Origin of the sequence: Gordonia sp. 135 (genome assembly GCF_009720185.1) — a bacterium.
Taxonomy (GTDB): domain Bacteria; phylum Actinomycetota; class Actinomycetes; order Mycobacteriales; family Mycobacteriaceae; genus Gordonia; species Gordonia alkanivorans.
Genome location: NZ_CP046257.1, coordinates 1691534 through 1707534 on the forward strand (window position 1 = coordinate 1691534; position 16001 = coordinate 1707534).

16 protein-coding genes are annotated in these 16001 nt (G+C 67.7%); 5 read left to right on the forward strand and 11 right to left on the reverse strand.

All coding sequences use genetic code 11. The annotated features are described in order from the left end of the window. Positions 1–214 precede the first annotated feature (214 nt). Both GKZ92_RS07775 and GKZ92_RS07780 read left to right on the forward strand, forming a co-directional pair. Positions 215–1522 (forward strand): PhoH family protein, encoded by a 1308-nt coding sequence (locus tag GKZ92_RS07775; RefSeq protein ID WP_006357721.1) that lies wholly within the window; start codon positions 215–217, stop codon positions 1520–1522. 631 nt (positions 1523–2153) lie between these two features. Beyond that, positions 2154–3110, forward strand: a complete 957-nt coding sequence (locus tag GKZ92_RS07780; RefSeq protein WP_035750513.1) for a L,D-transpeptidase family protein — start codon at positions 2154–2156, stop codon at positions 3108–3110. Here GKZ92_RS07780 and GKZ92_RS07785 read toward each other — a convergent pair. The 3 genes from GKZ92_RS07785 to GKZ92_RS07795 form a co-directional block, all read right to left on the reverse strand. Beyond that, the gene (locus tag GKZ92_RS07785; RefSeq protein ID WP_035750516.1) at positions 3097–3303 is read right to left on the reverse strand and encodes a hypothetical protein; all 207 of its coding nucleotides are present in this window, start codon (positions 3301–3303) and stop codon (positions 3097–3099) included. The two genes, GKZ92_RS07780 and GKZ92_RS07785, sit on opposite strands and share 14 nt — an antisense overlap. A 145-nt stretch (positions 3304–3448) precedes the next feature. Next, a complete protein-coding gene (locus GKZ92_RS07790) occupies positions 3449–4324 on the reverse strand; it encodes a universal stress protein (RefSeq protein ID WP_035750519.1) in 876 nt (291 codons plus the stop codon). 183 nt (positions 4325–4507) lie between these two features. After that, positions 4508–5155, reverse strand: a complete 648-nt coding sequence (locus GKZ92_RS07795) for a response regulator (protein ID WP_006357724.1) — start codon at positions 5153–5155, stop codon at positions 4508–4510. Positions 5156–5401: 246 nt separating this feature from the next. Here GKZ92_RS07795 and GKZ92_RS07800 point away from each other — a divergent pair, with 246 nt between their 5' ends. Then, entirely contained in the window at positions 5402–7129 is a 1728-nt protein-coding gene (locus tag GKZ92_RS07800; protein WP_006357725.1) for a GAF domain-containing sensor histidine kinase, read from the forward strand. 28 nt (positions 7130–7157) lie between these two features. On the opposite strand, the gene GKZ92_RS07805 is transcribed toward GKZ92_RS07800, so the two are convergent. From GKZ92_RS07805 to glpX, 5 genes are all read right to left on the reverse strand, one after another. Continuing rightward, entirely contained in the window at positions 7158–7322 is a 165-nt protein-coding gene (locus GKZ92_RS07805; protein WP_006357726.1) for a hypothetical protein, read from the reverse strand. A gap of 167 nt (positions 7323–7489) precedes the next feature. Continuing rightward, positions 7490–8173, reverse strand: a complete 684-nt coding sequence (locus GKZ92_RS07810) for a PIG-L deacetylase family protein (RefSeq protein ID WP_006357727.1) — start codon at positions 8171–8173, stop codon at positions 7490–7492. A 13-nt stretch (positions 8174–8186) separates the two neighbouring features. Next, positions 8187–9599: a class II fumarate hydratase gene (locus GKZ92_RS07815; RefSeq protein WP_006357728.1), complete on the reverse strand. Its 1413-nt coding sequence runs from the start codon at positions 9597–9599 to the stop codon at positions 8187–8189. A 7-nt stretch (positions 9600–9606) separates the two neighbouring features. Then, positions 9607–11304 carry a fumarate hydratase gene (locus GKZ92_RS07820; protein ID WP_006357729.1) on the reverse strand — a complete coding sequence of 566 codons (1698 nt, stop codon included), beginning with the start codon at positions 11302–11304 and terminating at the stop codon, positions 9607–9609. Positions 11305–11422: 118 nt separating this feature from the next. Then, positions 11423–12418 (reverse strand): class II fructose-bisphosphatase, encoded by a 996-nt coding sequence (glpX, locus tag GKZ92_RS07825; protein ID WP_006357730.1) that lies wholly within the window; start codon positions 12416–12418, stop codon positions 11423–11425. 144 nt (positions 12419–12562) lie between these two features. Here glpX and GKZ92_RS07830 point away from each other — a divergent pair, with 144 nt between their 5' ends. Both GKZ92_RS07830 and GKZ92_RS07835 read left to right on the forward strand, forming a co-directional pair. Next, positions 12563–13138: a DUF4245 domain-containing protein gene (locus GKZ92_RS07830; protein ID WP_006357731.1), complete on the forward strand. Its 576-nt coding sequence runs from the start codon at positions 12563–12565 to the stop codon at positions 13136–13138. A 214-nt stretch (positions 13139–13352) separates the two neighbouring features. Then, positions 13353–13673, forward strand: a complete 321-nt coding sequence (locus GKZ92_RS07835; RefSeq protein ID WP_006357732.1) for a hypothetical protein — start codon at positions 13353–13355, stop codon at positions 13671–13673. A 1-nt stretch (position 13674) separates the two neighbouring features. On the opposite strand, the gene GKZ92_RS07840 is transcribed toward GKZ92_RS07835, so the two are convergent. The 3 genes from GKZ92_RS07840 to GKZ92_RS07850 are packed head-to-tail and all read right to left on the reverse strand — an operon-like array spanning position 13675 to position 15979. After that, positions 13675–13932, reverse strand: coding sequence for an exodeoxyribonuclease VII small subunit (locus GKZ92_RS07840; RefSeq protein ID WP_006357733.1), 258 nt, complete (start codon positions 13930–13932; stop codon positions 13675–13677). Beyond that, entirely contained in the window at positions 13929–15197 is a 1269-nt protein-coding gene (gene xseA / locus GKZ92_RS07845) for an exodeoxyribonuclease VII large subunit (RefSeq protein WP_006357734.1), read from the reverse strand. Before xseA ends, GKZ92_RS07840 begins: the two co-directional genes overlap by 4 nt. Further along, positions 15194–15979, reverse strand: a complete 786-nt coding sequence (locus GKZ92_RS07850) for a lipid droplet-associated protein (protein ID WP_006357735.1) — start codon at positions 15977–15979, stop codon at positions 15194–15196. Before GKZ92_RS07850 ends, xseA begins: the two co-directional genes overlap by 4 nt. Positions 15980–16001 lie beyond the last annotated feature (22 nt).

Here is a 16001-nt window from a genome sequence, read left to right on the forward strand (position 1 = left end):
CGCCGCCGGCGAGGTCTGCGCGTACGTTGACGGTACGGACCGCGGGGAAGCGGTTCGTCCGGGAGGTTCGATTCGTGTATTGCACCAGCAGCGCGAGGGGACCGGCCCCGGTCCTCGTCCACCTCGGCTGACGCCGAGGGCAACGGACTTCGACCCGGCCGGTCAACGGCGAGAACAGGTTTGTGCGGGCGCCGCACGAACGTAGGAGCTCCACGTGACCACACGCACCTACGTCCTCGATACTTCCGTGCTGCTGTCCGACCCCTGGGCGGTCATGCGCTTCGCGGAGCACTCAGTGGTGTTGCCACTGGTGGTCATCAGCGAACTCGAGGGCAAACGCCACCACCACGAGCTCGGCTGGTTCGCACGTGAGGCGTTGCGCATGCTCGACGACCTGCGGCTCGCGCACGGTCGGCTCGACCTACCGATCGAGATCGGCGAGGAGGGCGGCACCCTCCAGGTGGAGCTCAACCACACCGATCCGGCCGTCCTGCCGGCCGGTTTCCGCACCGACAGCAACGATTCCCGGATTCTGGCCTGTGCCCTCAACCTTCGTGCCGAGGGCAAGGACGTGACCCTGGTGTCCAAGGACACCCCGCTGCGTGTGAAGGCCGGCGCGGTCGGTCTGGCCGCCGACGAGTACCACGCGCAGGACGTCGTCGTCTCCGGCTGGTCGGGGATGACCGAACTCGACGTCGAGACCTCGGCGATCGACGCACTGTTCGCCGACGGCGCCATCGACCTGGACGAGGCGAGGGAGTTGCCCTGTCACACCGGCATTCGTCTGCTCAGTCCGTCGTCGAGCGCCCTCGGACGCGTCAACGCGGAGAAGCGTGTGCAACTGGTGCGGGGAGATCGTGAGGCCTTTGGCCTGCACGGCCGTTCCGCGGAGCAGCGGGTCGCCCTGGACCTGCTGCTCGACGACAGCGTCGGCATCGTCTCGCTCGGCGGCAAGGCGGGCACCGGCAAGTCGGCGCTGGCGCTGTGTGCGGGCCTCGAGGCGGTTCTCGAACGACGGACCCAGCGCAAGGTGGTCGTCTTCCGGCCGCTGTACGCGGTCGGCGGCCAGCAGCTCGGTTACCTCCCCGGAGGTGAGGCCGAGAAGATGGGCCCGTGGGCGCAGGCGGTGTTCGACACCCTCGAGGGGCTCGCCTCACCGGAGGTCATCGAGGAGGTGTTGAGCCGCGGGATGCTGGAGGTGTTGCCGCTGACGCACATCCGCGGCCGGTCGTTGCACGACTCGTTCGTGATCGTCGACGAGGCGCAGTCGCTGGAACGTAACGTCCTGCTGACGGTGCTGTCGCGCCTGGGCTCGGGTTCGCGTGTGGTGCTGACCCACGATGTCGCTCAGCGCGACAACCTCCGCGTCGGCCGGCACGACGGCGTCGCCGCGGTCATCGAGAAGCTGAAGGGGCATCCGCTCTTCGCGCACATCACGCTCACCCGCAGCGAGCGGTCGCCGATCGCGGCGTTGGTGACGGAGATGTTGGAGGAGTTCGGGCCTTCCGCGCCGGGAGCGTAGCGAGCGGGCGGGGTGTGTCCGCGCCGGGAGCGTAGCGAGCGGGCGGGGTGTGTCCGCGCCGGGAGCGTAGCGAGTGTTCAGAGGAGGAAGGCCGCGACGATTCGCTGAGGGGAGTGAATCGTCGCGGCCTTCCGTCACGGTGGCCCACTGCTGAGTCTGCTGCTCTCGCAACGGATTTCTCGGTGGTGGGCCGGTCTCAGGGGTCGGGTCAGGCGGCGGTGCCGCCGAGGTCGCTGAGCGCGTTGAGCAGGTCGACGAGTGCGGTGAGGACTTCGATGTTCTCGAGGGAACCCATTTCTCTCCTTTGTCGGTGACTTTCCGTTCGGCGAGGTCGCTGCTCGATCAACGCCGTTACTGACGCTAACGATTATGTTTCGTTTCCGCAAAGAAAAGGTCGGTGAATTCTGCGTGCCCGCAACGCGTCAACGCATTTTCGGGCCGTTGTCCTGCGCGTCGAACAATGGATCATTTCCGATTTTCCTTCGACAATCGACGGGTGATCCGGCGGTCGCGGACAGTCGGGCGGGTCGGAGCGCTTGATCCGATCCTCACTGCACCGTGACCATCACGTGACTTACGGGGTCTTGCGCGCTGTCACACTGTTGTGGTGCTGAAGTTACTGATGAGGCGAATGAGACTGCTGGGACTATTGGTGATTGCGGTGCTGGCCGCGTGCGCTGGTGGTGCGGGTCAGGCCCTCGCCGATCCGGAGACGACGACACCGATCACGCCACCGACCACCCCGGGCAGCCCGTCGCTGCCGGGAATGGGGGAGGGCCTCGGCATCCCACTGCTCGACGAGGTGCTCAACCAACTGTCGGGCGACAACGGTTCCGCGGATGCGCCCGGCGGCGTCGGGGGCGCCGGGGGCCCGACCGGTCAGATGATCGTCGTGACCGCGCCCAAGGCGTCGGACACCACCGCCACGCTCACGGCCTTCGAGAAGGGGAACGACGGCAGTTGGAAGCCGGTCCCCGGTCTCGGCCCGACCAAGGCATTCCTCGGCTCCCTGGGGATGGGCGAGCCGCAGGACAACGTGCCCCGCACCCCGGAGGGAACGTTCCCGCTCGACCAGGCCTTCGGTCGCCAGGAGAATCCGGGCACCAAGATGCCTTACCTCAAGGTCGATACGCAGGACTGGTGGGATTCCGATCCCAAGTCGCCGACCTACAACACCCACGTGCGTCAGCCCCAGAGTCCCGGTGGTGACAGCGAGAACCTGTACAACTCGGGTCCCGTCTACGACTACGCGGTCAACATCGCGCACAATCCGCAGCGCACGCCCGGCAAGGCGACGGCGATGTTCCTGCATGTGACCAACGACCAGCCGACGCTGGGCTGCGTCGCCATCGAGCGCGAGCTGATGAAGAAGATCCTCGTCTGGCTCGACCCCGCGAAGAGCCCGAAGATCACGATCGGCGTCAATCAGGGTGCGCCGACCGGCGAGGCGCCCGGAGCAACCCCTCAGACAACTCCGGGTGCCACGCCGTCGACTCCCGACGTGCCGGCCGCCGACATGCTGACCGGACTGCTCTCGCAGCTGGTCGGTGCGGTTCCCGCCCTGTTCGGGCAGTTCACGGGTCGCTGATCTCGGAGCGAGCGTGCCGGCAGGCGGGGCAGAAGGTCTCCTCGACCCCGATGTGCCAGCCGTTGACCCTGGCCCACTGATCCCGATCGGGCTCGGCGAGTGGTCGTCGTAGGACGAAGCTGCGCCCGCAGCTGTCGCAGTTCCGGTCGGCCGAACCCTCGGTTTCGGCGAACAGCGGAGATATGACTGTCATGGCGGTGGACCTCTGGTGCTCGCTGTGTCGAATCGGTCCCGTCGGTTCGTCGGCGGACTCGGACGAGCGACCACCTCAGTGTCACCGGGTGTGACGTAGATCTCATAGGGCCGAATGGCACATGGTTCGGCGGACCGAGTGCAGGTCAGCGGTCGCGGGGTACCACCATCACCGGGCCTCGGGCCGAACGCAGGACCGAGAGGCTCGTCGAGCCCAGTCTCATGGCCGCGAAACCGCCGCGACCGCGCGCGCCCACGACGAGCAGTTGCGCAGCCTGGGCGTGGTCGAGCAAGGCGCGGGCAGGGCGGTCCCTGGTCACGGCACAGCGGACGGTGACCTGCGGATATCGGCGGCGCACCTCGTCGAGTTCGGCGTCGAGCCAGGCGTCGGCGCGGCTGCGGCGGCTCGGCCACTCGGACATCGTGCACGGCACGGACATGTCGGCGACATCGGTGTCGCACCAGGCGTGGACGACGGTGACCGGGACGCCGCGCAGGTCGGCCGCGGCGAACGCGGCGTCGACGGCGACTCGACCGCCCGGGGAGCCGTCGGTGCCGACCGCGATGCTCGCCTGGGACCAGTTCGACGTGGAGTCCCGGACGACCGTCAGCGGACATCTGCAGTGCTCGGCGAGTGCGGTGGTGATCGTGCCGAGGGCCACGCGGTGACCGGCCATGTGCCCGCGGTTGCCGACTACGAGCAGTCGGGCTCGATCCGATGCCTCGAGCAGGGCGGTGACCGGCGGGGAGTCGACGACCTGGGTCGTGATCTTCAGCGGGTCGGTTGAGTCGCTCGAGTCCTCGGCGACGCGGCGTGCCTCCGCCAGGGCGCGTTCGCATCGGGCTCGTAGCGGTTCGAGGACGTACGGATCGTCCGCCGAGAGATTCGCCGACGCGATCATCTCGATCTCCGACCGATGGAGGGCGGCGTCGCGCGCGGCCCAGCGGGCGGCGGCGCGGGCGGTGGCAGACCCGTCGACGCCGACGACGACAGGTCCGTCGGTGAATCTGGATGCGGTCACACGGCAGTCCCCCTGGAGGTCCACGCATCGGGTGCCGGGGTGCCGGCATCGCCCGTGTAATCCAGTAGATGCCCCGGCGAGGGGTGAGTCACCGGGTAAAGAGTCCCGTTGGATGGGGACCAATGACACGTGTCGTGCTCTAACCCGCGGGATATGGTACGCGAATCACTCGCGAGCCTCGACTCAGTGCGCGTGACCCCGTCGCGCCGCTTTGGTGGCGTACACCGCCGCCTGCGTACGGCGCTCCATGCCGAGTTTGCCCAGCAGCCGGGACACGTAGTTCTTCACGGTCTTCTCCGCGAGATGCATCCGGGCGGCGATCTGCCGATTGGTCAGGCCCTCGCCGAGGAGGGCGAGCAGGGTGCTCTCCTGCTCGCTCAATCCGTCGCCGGGCTTTTCCTCTTTCTCGCGTTGGGTGCGCAACCGGTCCATCAGGGCTGCGGCCGCGCGGTTGTCGAGCAACGACCGTCCGGCGCCGACATCGGTGATGGCGCGGGCGAGTTCCATGCCGGTGATGTCCTTGATGACGTACCCGCTGGCGCCGGCGAGGATCGCGTCCATCATGGCCTCGTCGTCGGTCATCGAGGTCAGGATCAGGCAGCGCAACCCGTCGACTCGGCTGAGCAAGTCGCGGCACAGTTCGATCCCGTTGCCGTCGGGTAGGCGGACGTCGAGGACCGCGACGTCCGGTTGCACGGTCGGTATGCGGGCGAGGGCCTGCGCGCAGGTCGCGGCCTCGCCGACGACCCGGACGTTGTCATCGTGGTCCAGGAGTTCGACGAGACCCCGCCGGACGATCTCGTGGTCATCGACGAGGAAAACCGAGAACATCGGCCACACCTCCCTCCGGCGCAGGTGCCGTGAGACGAATTGTAGGTCGACCCCCGACGTGTTTCACCCGGATTGCCCGGACTGGCGGATTTCCACCTATACCCGAAATGTCCGATTCAACGAGGAAAACGAGGTCACGGAAATCCGAATTGCTTTGCGGGGAGGATGATTCGAGGGCTTTCAGACTATCTGGCGAGAATTGGTCAACCCAATACTCAACGAAGCGGAGGGTATATCATTCGAAATATGGTCCGCGAATCCCGGGAACGCGGTGTGGGGTCTTTTGAGGTGCAGAATGAGTTGTCGCAGATGCGATTACGTGAGCTCCTTGATGAGGTCCGCGACCGGATAACGCAGATCGCCGATGTTCGTGACCGCATCGACGGTCTGCTCGAGGCCATGCTGATGGTCAGTTCCGATCTCGATCTGGAAACCACGCTCGAGGCCATCGTGTCTGCGGGCACACGATTGGTCGACGCCGAGTACGGGGCGGTCGGCGTCCTCGGCAGCGGACACGACCTGTCGGCCTTTCTGGCGCAGGGCATCGGCGAGGACGTCCGTGCCGAGATAGGGCACCTGCCGACAGGCCGCGGCGTGCTGGGGCAGCTCATCGACGACCCCCGGGTGTTACGGCTCACCGACCTGTCCGAGCATCCCGCGTCGGTGGGATTCCCGCCGAACCACCCGCCGATGACGAGCTTCCTGGGCGCCCCGATCCGGGTGCGCGACGAGATCTTCGGAAACCTGTACCTCACGGAGAAGAAGAACGGTGCCCTGTTCACCGAGGACGACGAACTCGTCATCCAGGCACTGGCGTCGGCGGCAGGTATCGCGATCGAGAACGCCCGGCTGTACGAACAGGCGCAGACCCAGCTCGCCTGGATCGAGGCGAATCGCGACGTGATCGCGGAGCTGTTGACCGGGGCCGATCAGCAGGACGTCCTCGAATCGATCGCCCGCAAGGTCCTCACGCTGGCCGACGCCGATCTGGTCTGCATTGCCGAACCCCACGACCACGAGATGCCGGCGGAATCGGTAGAGGAACTCGTCGTCACGGTCGCCGAAGGGGTCGACGCCGAGGTCTTCCGCGGACGAACGGTGCCGATCAAGGGGTCGACCTCGGGCGACGCCTTCGTTCGACGTCGGCCGGTCCTTCGCGAGGAGCTCGAGTACGACATCTCCGGGGATTCGTCCACGCAGCACGGCCCGGTGATGGTGGCGCCGCTGCGTACGGCGGAATCGACCCGCGGCGTGCTGATCGCCGTGCGGTCCAAAGGGCGCGACGGGTTCGCGGAGGACCTGCTGAGCCTGAGCGCGAACTTCGCCGACCAGGGGGCCCTGGCGCTGCAGCTGGCCAGCGCGACGAACCAGGCCCACGAGATGCGGGTCCTGGAGGATCGTGAACGGATCGCCCGTGACCTGCACGACCACGTGATCCAGCGGATCTTCGCCGAGGGGCTCACCCTGCAGGCGACGCTCCAACGCACCCAGTCGTCCGAGATCCGCGCGCGGCTGACGCGGTCCATCAACAATCTGCAGGACATCGTGCAGGACGTGCGTTCGACGATCTTCGACCTGCAGGCGGAGGAAACCGAGACCACCCGGCTCCGTCAGCGGGTGCAGGAGACGATCGACCAGCAGATCGACGACCTGCCCATACAGACCCATGTGCGGATGGCGGGCCCGCTGTCGATCGTCGAGCCGCGCCTCGCCGACCAAGTGGTCGCGGTGGTGCGTGAGGCCCTGAGCAACGCGGTCCGGTATGCCCACGCGACGACGGTGACGGTGGCGATCTCGGTCGGCGACGAGCTGGCCGTCGAGGTCACCGATGATGGAGTCGGGCTGCCCGAGGACGTCACGCCCAGTGGGCTGAAGAACCTCCGACACCGCGCGAAACAGTTGGGCGGGGCATTCGCCCTGAACACACCCGATTCGGGCCGCGGCCTGTCCGTGCGGTGGGCGGTACCGCTCTAGGGAGACAGCGCTGCCGGGTGAGGACGGTTCACGGACCGGTGCCCGGTTCGGCCGGCAGTCGCCAGGCCGAGGTCCGTTCGGTCACCCATGCCACGGCCTGCACTCCTGAAAGGAGGCCGAAGAGCACGATGAGCCAGATGGACAGGCCGACGAGCGCGCAGACCGCGAAGGCTGCGAGGAAAACGACGAGCACACCGGTGAGCGTGATGACCGGTCACCTCCCGACTGTCTCGGAGGGGACTCTCCCGGGCGTTCGAGAGACTGACCCCCCTACCTTCTCGTGTCGACGGCGTTTCCGGGAGGGCCCAAGGTCACAAGTCGACAGGGCCAACCTCGGGACCCTGCTGGTGTCCGGGCCGGTCAGCGGGTTCGCTTGAGCTCGAACCCGGCGACCCGTACGTCGTCCCGTGGCGCGGTCGCCCGGTCGATCTGGGCGCGGGCCTGATCGAGGACGGGCGTATCCGGGTCGAGGACCGACAGGTAGCGGTCGTGCGCGGCGAGGGACCGGACGGCCACTTCGAACTGCGCGTCGACGTCGACCGCATGGGTTGCCGCCGGCCCGTTCTCGAACAGCCACGCCGGAACCTCGCCGGAATGGGCCGTCAAGGCGTCGTAGGCGTCGAGCACCGCCGCGGCGAACTCCATGTGGTCGCGCTGGTTCGGTTGGCCGGGCGCCCACTCCGGTCCGCCGTAGAGCGACAGGATGACCTGCGGCGCAATGCGTTCGACGGTCTCGGTGATCTTCGCGCGCAGTTCGGGGGTGTTGCGGATGTCGCTGTCGGGGAAACCCCAGAACTCCACCTCGTCGACCCCGACGATCTTCGCCGACGCACGCTGTTCGGCTTCCCGGAGTGGGCCGCATTCCGCCGGTGTCATGCCCTCGATCCCGCGTTCGCCGCTGGAGGCGAGCGCGTAGACCACACGCTTGCCCTCGCCGGTCCAGCGCGCGACCGCGGCGGCCATGCCGTACTCCGGGTCGTCGGGATGGGCGACGAGGACGAGCGCTGTCTGCCAGTCCGTGGGGAAGGGCTCCGGTGAGGTCATGACCAGACGGTACTCAGCGTTCCCGGTCGAGGTTGGCCATCTTGAGCACATCGAGACGTGCGTCGAGTTCCTCCTCGCTGAGCTTGTCGCCCACGAGGCCGCGATCGATGACGGTCTGCCGGATCGTCTTGCCCTCCTTGAGCGCCTGCTTGGCGACCGCGGCGGCCTCCTCGTAGCCGATCGCGCTGTTCAGCGGTGTGACGATCGACGGGGAGCTCTCGGCGAGGGTGCGGAGGCGATCGACGTTGGCCTCCAACCCGGAGATGCAGCGGTCGGCGAACAGCCGGGACACGTTGGCCAGCAACTTGAGTGACTCGAGCACGTTACGGGCCATCATCGGGATGTAGACGTTGAGCTCGAAGGCGCCGTTGCCGCCGCCCCAGGTGACCGCCGCGTCGTTGCCGACGACCTGCGCGGCGACCTGCGTGACCGCTTCGGGCAGAACGGGATTGACCTTGCCCGGCATGATCGAGCTGCCCGGCTGGAGGTCGGGGAGCAGGATCTCGCCCAGGCCGGTCAGCGGTCCCGAGCCCATCCACCGGACGTCGTTGGCGATCTTGGTGAGCGATACCGCGATCGTCTTCAGCTGCCCGGACAGTTCGACGAGGCCGTCGCGGGCGGCCTGCGCCTCGAAGTTGTCCTTGGCGAGGGAGAGTTCCTCGACGCCGGTGCGGCGGACGAGTTCGGCGACCACCTTGGTGCCGAACCCGGCCGGGGCGTTGAGCCCGGTGCCGACCGCGGTGCCGCCGATGGGCAGTTCGCCGACACGCGGGAGGGTCGCGGTGACGCGCTCGATGCCCGCCTCGACCTGCCGTGCGTATCCGGCGAATTCCTGACCCAGGGTCACCGGCACCGCGTCCATCAGGTGGGTGCGGCCGCTCTTGACGACGTCACGCCACTCGGTCGCTTTGTCCGCCAGGGACTTCCGGAGATGCTCGAGTGCCGGGACGAGATCGGTGACGACCGCCTCGGTCGCCGCGACATGGGTGGCGGTGGGGAAGGTGTCGTTCGACGACTGCGACATGTTGACGTGATCGTTGGGGTGCACGTCGACGCCGTTGGCCTTCGCGATCGACGCGATGACCTCGTTGGTGTTCATGTTCGAACTCGTGCCCGATCCGGTCTGGAAGACGTCGATCGGGAACTGGTCGTCGTGTTTGCCGTCGGCGATCTCGGTGGCCGCCGCGATGATCGCGTCGGCCCGCTCCGCGTCGAGCAGTCCGAGATCGGAGTTGACCGTGGCACAGGCCGCCTTCAACAGGCCCATCGCGCGGATCTGCGTCCGTTCCAGCGGGCGGTGGCTGATGGGGAAGTTCTCCACCGCGCGCTGGGTCTGGGCGCGCCACAGAGCATCGATGGGGACCTGCACCTCGCCCATCGTGTCGTGCTCGGTGCGGAATTCCTGCTTGCCCTGTGCCTGGGTCATAGGTGTTCTACTCCTTCGATCGAATCCTTATGCCGCTCAGCGGGACGTTGACGGACCCGCTCGGGTCGGTGAAAAAGTCGTTGCCCTTGTCGTCAACAACGATGAAGGCCGGGAAATTCTCGACCTCGATCTTCCACACCGCTTCCATACCCAGTTCGGGGTACTCGATAATCTCCTGGCTCTTGATGCAGTCGAGCGCCAGACGGGCCGCCGGGCCGCCGATCGAGCCCAGGTAGAAGCCGCCGTGCGAGTTGCACGCCTCGGTGACCTGCTTGGATCGGTTGCCCTTGGCGAGCATGACCATGGAGCCGCCCGCGGCCTGGAACTGCTCGACGTAGGAGTCCATGCGGCCGGCGGTCGTGGGGCCGAACGAACCCGACGCCATGCCCTCGGGCGTCTTGGCCGGACCGGCGTAGTAGACGGGATGGTCGCGCAGGTAATCGGGCATCGGCTCGCCGGCGTCGAGGCGTTCCTTGATCTTGGCGTGGGCGATGTCGCGGGCCACCACCAGCGGGCCGGTCAGCGACAGGCGCGTCTTCACCGGGTACTGCGACAGCTGGGCCAGGATCTCCGACATCGGGCGGTTCAGGTCGACCTCGACCACCTCGCCGCCCGAGATGTCCTCGGCCACACCGGCAGCCGGCATGTACTTGGCCGGGTCGGTCTCGAGCTGCTCGAGGAACACGCCGTCGGCGGTGATCTTGCCGAGAGCCTGACGGTCGGCCGAGCACGAGACCGCGATGGCCACCGGGCACGACGCGCCGTGGCGCGGCAGGCGGACCACGCGGACGTCGTGGCAGAAGTACTTGCCGCCGAACTGGGCGCCGATACCGAAGGACTGGGTCAGTGTGAAGACCTCGTCCTCGAGTTCGAGGTCGCGGAAGCCGTGCGCCGACATCGAACCCTGCGTCGGCAGGTTGTCGAGGTAGTGCGCCGAGGCGTATTTCGCGGTCTTGAGTGCGAATTCGGCTGAGGTGCCACCGATCACGACGGCGAGGTGGTACGGCGGGCAGGCCGCGGTGCCCAGCGAGCGGATCTTCTCGTCGAGGAACTTCAGGATCGACTTCGGGTTCAGGATGGCCTTGGTCTCCTGGAACAGGAAGGACTTGTTGGCCGAACCGCCACCCTTGGCCATGAACAGGAACTTGTACTCCGGGCCCTTGGGTCCCTGTTCGGTGGCGTAGATCTCCACCTGGGCCGGGAGGTTGGTTCCCGTGTTCTTCTCCTCGTACGTGGTCAGCGGAGCGAGCTGCGAGTAGCGCAGGTTGAGTTGGGTATAGGCGTCGTAGACACCCTTCGAGATCGCCTCGGCGTCGTCGGTGCCGGTCAGCACGCCCTCGCTCTTCTTGCCCATCACGATCGCGGTGCCGGTGTCCTGGCACATCGGCAGCACGCCGCCTGCGGAGATGTTGACGTTCTTGAGCAGGTCGAGCGCCACGAAGCGGTCGTTGCCCGACGCGTCCGGGTCGTCGATGATCCTGCGGAGCTGCGCGAGATGAGCCGGACGCAGGTAGTGGCTGATGTCGTGCATCGCCTCGGCGGTGAGCTTGCGGATCGCCTCCGGCTCCACCTTGAGGAAGGTCTGTCCGCCGGCTTCGAACGTCGAGACGCCTTCGGTGGTGATGAGCCGGTAAGGGGTCTCGTCGGCGCCGACGGGGAGCAGATCAGAGTAGAGAAACTCGGGGGCTGAGGCTGGTTTACTCACGCACCGGATCGTATCGCCCCAGCAGAACGGCCCCACGTCAGAGGTGACCGGACTCGTGAGGTGGATCACGGTCACGGCTCCCCGACGCGGGGCCGGTGCTGGGTCTGAGACGAAGGTGTCAGAGATTGATGCGGGCGTACTCGCGCAGCTTCGCCGGCTTGTGGACGGCCTCGATGCGGCGGACGGTGCCCGACTTGGAGCGCATGACCAGCGAACGGGTCGTCGCACCGTTGGGGCGGTAGGTGACGCCGCGCAGCATGTCGCCGTTGGTCACGCCGGTCGCGCAGAAGAAGGAGTTCTCGCCGCTCACCAGGATGTCGTTGGTGAGGACGCGGTCGAGGTCGTGGCCGGCGTCGATGGCCTTCTGGCGCTCCTCGTCGTTGCGCGGCCACAGCTTGCCCTGGATCTCGCCGCCCATGCACTTCATCGCCACGGCGGTGATGATGCCCTCGGGGGTGCCGCCGACGCCCATGAGCATGTCGACGGTCGAGTAGTCGTCGGCGGCCGCGACCGCTCCGGCCACGTCGCCGTCGGAGATGAGGCGGATCTTGGCGCCGGCCTGGCGGATCTCGCCGATGAGGTCGGCGTGACGGGGGCGATCGAGGACGATGACGGTCAGGTCGGCCACGTCGATGCCCTTGGCCTTGGCGACCGAGTTGATGTTCCACTCGACCGACTCGTTGATGTTGATGGCGCCCTTGGCGTCGGGACCGACGGCGATCTTGTCCATGTAGAAGACGGCCGAAGGGTCGTACATGGTGCCGCGCTCGCTGACCGCGATCACCGAGATCGAGTTGGGCCGGCCCTCGGCCATCAGGGTGGTGCCGTCGATGGGGTCGACCGCGACGTCGCAGTCGGGGCCCTCGCCGTTGCCGACCTCCTCGCCGTTGTACAGCATCGGCGCCTCGTCCTTCTCGCCCTCGCCGATCACGACGACGCCGCGCATCGACACCGTCGAAAGGAGCTGACGCATCGCGTCGACCGCCGCGCCGTCGCCGCCGTTCTTGTCGCCGCGACCAACCCACCGGCCGGCAGCGAGTGCAGCCGACTCGGTCACGCGGACCAGTTCCATCGCGAGGTTGCGATCGGGTGCTTGGTGGCTGCTGGCTGTCATCGGCTTCGGCTCCTCAGGTGTGGCCCGGATCCCAGTGGGGCGCAGCCCTTGGGATCCGTGGGTGTGGCGGTGATCTCAGGGATCATCCTTGCATGTCACACCGGCCGTTCGGTGACTGACCCTGGTGGTGGGATACTCGGCCTCATGGCAGACAAACCGCGCATTCTCATCAACGGCAAGGACATGTTCTGGTCGTTGGTGCCGCTGCTCGCGCTCATCGCGTTGGTGGCGATCGCGTCGGGGAATTGCTCGGTCGGACTGAACCAGGACCCGGCGGACAGCAAGGTGCCCGCGTTCGACGTGGTCACCGCATTGGACGCCGACGCCCGACAGATGCCGTTCCCGATCCGCCGCCCGCCGACACCGGAGGGATGGAAGCCGAACTCCGGCTCGTCGGACGCGATCGAGGGACACCGGGTCAGCACGGTCGGCTGGCTCAGCGCGAGTAAGGCCTACGTGCAGCTGAGCCAGACCGACGCGTCGGAGGACCTGCTGGTGCCGTACCTCGGTGGCAGCGGGACCGACTACGGCGACGTCGGTGCAACCGGCACCCGCGAGGCGGGCGGCCGGCAATGGGTGACCTACGAGACCGCCGAGGGCAAGAAGTTCTGGATCACCGATTTCGGCAACGTGCGCGTGGGCGTGCTGTCCCGCGGACCCGACGCCGACATCGAGACGATCGCGGCGTCGGTGGCGACGCAGCAGCCGCTCGACGCCTGAGCGCGGAGAACCGCCCGCGGAAAGCGCCGCTGAGAACCGCCCCCCAAGAGCACCCTCCAGAGAGTCTCCGACGACGATATGTCGTCGGCGCTTCTGCACAGGGTGCTGTCCAGGGGCGGTTTGCAGTTGCGAGGGCGAGAGTCGCGTGATCGAGTAGCCGACTACTCGCGAGATCTCCTGCGTCCGGTCATAGCGTCTGGTTCGGGAGGCGCTCATGTCCGCGAGAATCTGGCACAGGTACATGTGGACACCGGCCTCGTCGCTGTCTGCCCACGCCGACGCATGGCTGTCGGTCGTGTGGGCACGGCTCGTTCTCGTCGCGGTTCTCGTCGCGCTGCTCGTGATCGTGGTCCCGGCGTACGGGGCCGGTGCGGCCGCTGCGACGACCGGCGGTCGGGTGATCAGCGTGCCGTGTGCGCGCGTCGACTCGCCGGCCGACCGGCGGGAATCGCTGCTGGTCGTCGGTCATCGCGCCGCGGAGGGTCGATTCCACGCGACCACCATCGACCGGCAGGCACTACTCGGATTCGGGTGACCTACTCGTTGTCGTCCGGATCGGCCGAATTCTTCTGCGCGATCACGGTTTCGATGCGTTCACGCGCCCCGCGGAGGTGTTCCTCGCAGCGCGTCGCGAGCGCCTCGCCCCGCTCCCACAGGGCCAGCGAGGTGTCGAGATCGAGGCCGCCGTGCTCGAGCGTGCCGACGATGTCGGCGAGCTCGTCGCGCGCCTCCTCGTAGCCGAGTTCGGCAACCGGCGTGTACTCCTCGCCGGTGTCGTCACTGTCGGTGCTCACGAATCTCCTTCGTCGTCAGGGGAAGTGGAGGTGTGTGCCTCGGTCGCGGTGACGGTGGCCCGCGCCGCGCCGTCGGCGACCCGGATACGCAATTCGGCGCCCGCGGGCAGATCGTCGAGCGTGCTGACCACGTGGGTCACGTCGGTGTCGGTGCGCTGCACCACGGCGTAACCGCGAGCGAGGGTCTGCGCCGGGCCCAGCGTCGACAGCCGGGCGGCCAGATGCTCGTGGCGGCGGTCCTCGGTGTCGACATGACGCAGGACGTCGCGCCGCAGCGCGCGCAGCAGCTCGGCTACGTTCACGGACTCCTGGTCGACGATCACACCGGGCCGGGCCAGAACCGGGCGTCGTCGGAGTCCGTCGATGACCCCGGTCTCGCGACGCACCCAGTTGCGTAACGCCTGTGCGCTGCGCCGGCGCAGTTCGTCGATCCCGGCGAGTTCGGCCTCGACGTCGGGAACCACTCGTTTGGCGGCGTCGGTCGGAGTCGCCGCACGCAGATCGGCGACGAGATCGAGCAGCGGGTTGTCTGGCTCGTGCCCGATCGCGCTGACCACCGGTGTGCGACACCGGGACACCGCGCGCAGCAATGCCTCGTCGGAGAACGGCAGCAGATCCTCGACGCTGCCGCCGCCGCGCGCGATGATGATGACCTCGACGTCGGGATGCGCGTCGAGGTCCGCGAGATGGGTGAGGATGCGCGCCACCGCCGTGGGCCCCTGGACGGGTGCCTCACGGACGTCGAAGCGGACCGCCGACCACCGGTCGGTGGCGACGCTGACCACGTCACGCTGCGCGGCGCTGGCCCGCCCGCTGATCAATCCGATCGAGCGCGGGAGGAACGGCAGCGGACGTTTGAGCCGGGCGTCGAACAGGCCCTCGGCGGCCAGCAACTGCCGGAGGCGTTCGATCCGCAGGAGCAGTTCACCGACGCCGACCGCACGGATGTCGCTGACCCGCAGCGACACCGTGCCCCGGCCGGTGTAGTAGCTCGGCCGGCCCAGTACGACGACGTGACTGCCGTCGGTCAGCGGAACCTCGGTGCGCGACAACAGGTCCGGGCTGCATGTCACCGAGATGGAGATGTCGGCAGCCGGGTCCCGCAGAGTGAGGAACGCCGTGCGGGTACCGGGGCGCCGGCTGATCTGGGTGACCTGACCCTCCACCCAGATCTGGCCCAACCGGTGAATCCAGTCGGCGATCTTGGTGTTGACCGTGCGTACCGGCCACGGATTCTCGGCCGAGTTCGGCGAGGTCCCGGTCACGCCTCGGTGGAGCGCTTGTTCTGCGAGGCGATCCGGTTCTCCAGCATCGTCACGAACGGCGCGCGGCCACGGTTGGCCTTCTCGTAGTCGACGAGGCTCTCGAGGTCGTCGGTGTCGACCGTCCGCAGACGTGCACGCAGCTGTGCCAGGGTCAGCGTGTCGTAGTCGATGAGGACGACGATCTCGGGTGCCGCCCCGTTCTTCGGCTTGTCCGCACGCGTCGCCGGCTTCTTCTCGGCGGCGTCCACGACGTCCTCGGGTGCCGAGCTGTACAGCGCGAAACGACCGGCGTCGGCGCGCGGCGGCGCGGCCAGGTCGGCGTCGGAGGCCTCCGCGTCGACCTCGGTGGTCTTGGTGGCACCGCCGGTCCTGGTGGCTTTGGTCACTTTTGCGGGCTTGGTGGACGTCACGGCCTCGCCGGGCTGGTCCCCCGGATCGTTGCCGTCGGCGGCGGCCTCGACCTCGTCGACGATGCTGGTGGGCTTCTCGATCGGTACGTCACCGGCGTGGGCGTCGGCGCCGGGTTCCGGGGTCTCGTCGTCCTCGTCGAAGCGGGCCCACGCGGGCTGCTCGCTGGGCTTGTCGAACAGCATCCCCAGGGCGGCGTCGCCCTTGATGGCGAGTTCGGCGATGTTCTGCTGCGCCCGCATACCTGCCTGCAGGGTCTGGCTGACCGCTGTCATCGGGAGGGTGACGAGCAGCGCGGGAAGCTTGCGCGTCTCCTCGAGGGCGGTGACGATCAGACCTGCGGCGATACGGGCCGGGTAGGGTGCGCGATCCATGCCAACACTCTGCCATCAAAGG

Bases quoted from the DNA above. Each gene is read 5' to 3' on its own strand.
- GKZ92_RS07780 (WP_035750513.1), top strand. From the start codon at position 2,154: ATGAGACTGCTGGGACTATTGGTGATTGCGGTGCTGGCCGCGTGCGCT.
- GKZ92_RS07785 (WP_035750516.1), bottom strand. From the start codon at position 3,303: ATGACAGTCATATCTCCGCTGTTCGCCGAAACCGAGGGTTCGGCCGAC.
- GKZ92_RS07795 (WP_006357724.1), bottom strand. From the start codon at position 5,155: ATGTTCTCGGTTTTCCTCGTCGATGACCACGAGATCGTCCGGCGGGGT.
- GKZ92_RS07800 (WP_006357725.1), top strand. From the start codon at position 5,402: ATGGTCCGCGAATCCCGGGAACGCGGTGTGGGGTCTTTTGAGGTGCAG.
- GKZ92_RS07810 (WP_006357727.1), bottom strand. From the start codon at position 8,173: ATGACCTCACCGGAGCCCTTCCCCACGGACTGGCAGACAGCGCTCGTC.
- GKZ92_RS07815 (WP_006357728.1), bottom strand. From the start codon at position 9,599: ATGACCCAGGCACAGGGCAAGCAGGAATTCCGCACCGAGCACGACACG.
- glpX (WP_006357730.1), bottom strand. From the start codon at position 12,418: ATGACAGCCAGCAGCCACCAAGCACCCGATCGCAACCTCGCGATGGAA.
- GKZ92_RS07830 (WP_006357731.1), top strand. From the start codon at position 12,563: ATGGCAGACAAACCGCGCATTCTCATCAACGGCAAGGACATGTTCTGG.
- GKZ92_RS07835 (WP_006357732.1), top strand. From the start codon at position 13,353: ATGTCCGCGAGAATCTGGCACAGGTACATGTGGACACCGGCCTCGTCG.
- GKZ92_RS07850 (WP_006357735.1), bottom strand. From the start codon at position 15,979: ATGGATCGCGCACCCTACCCGGCCCGTATCGCCGCAGGTCTGATCGTC.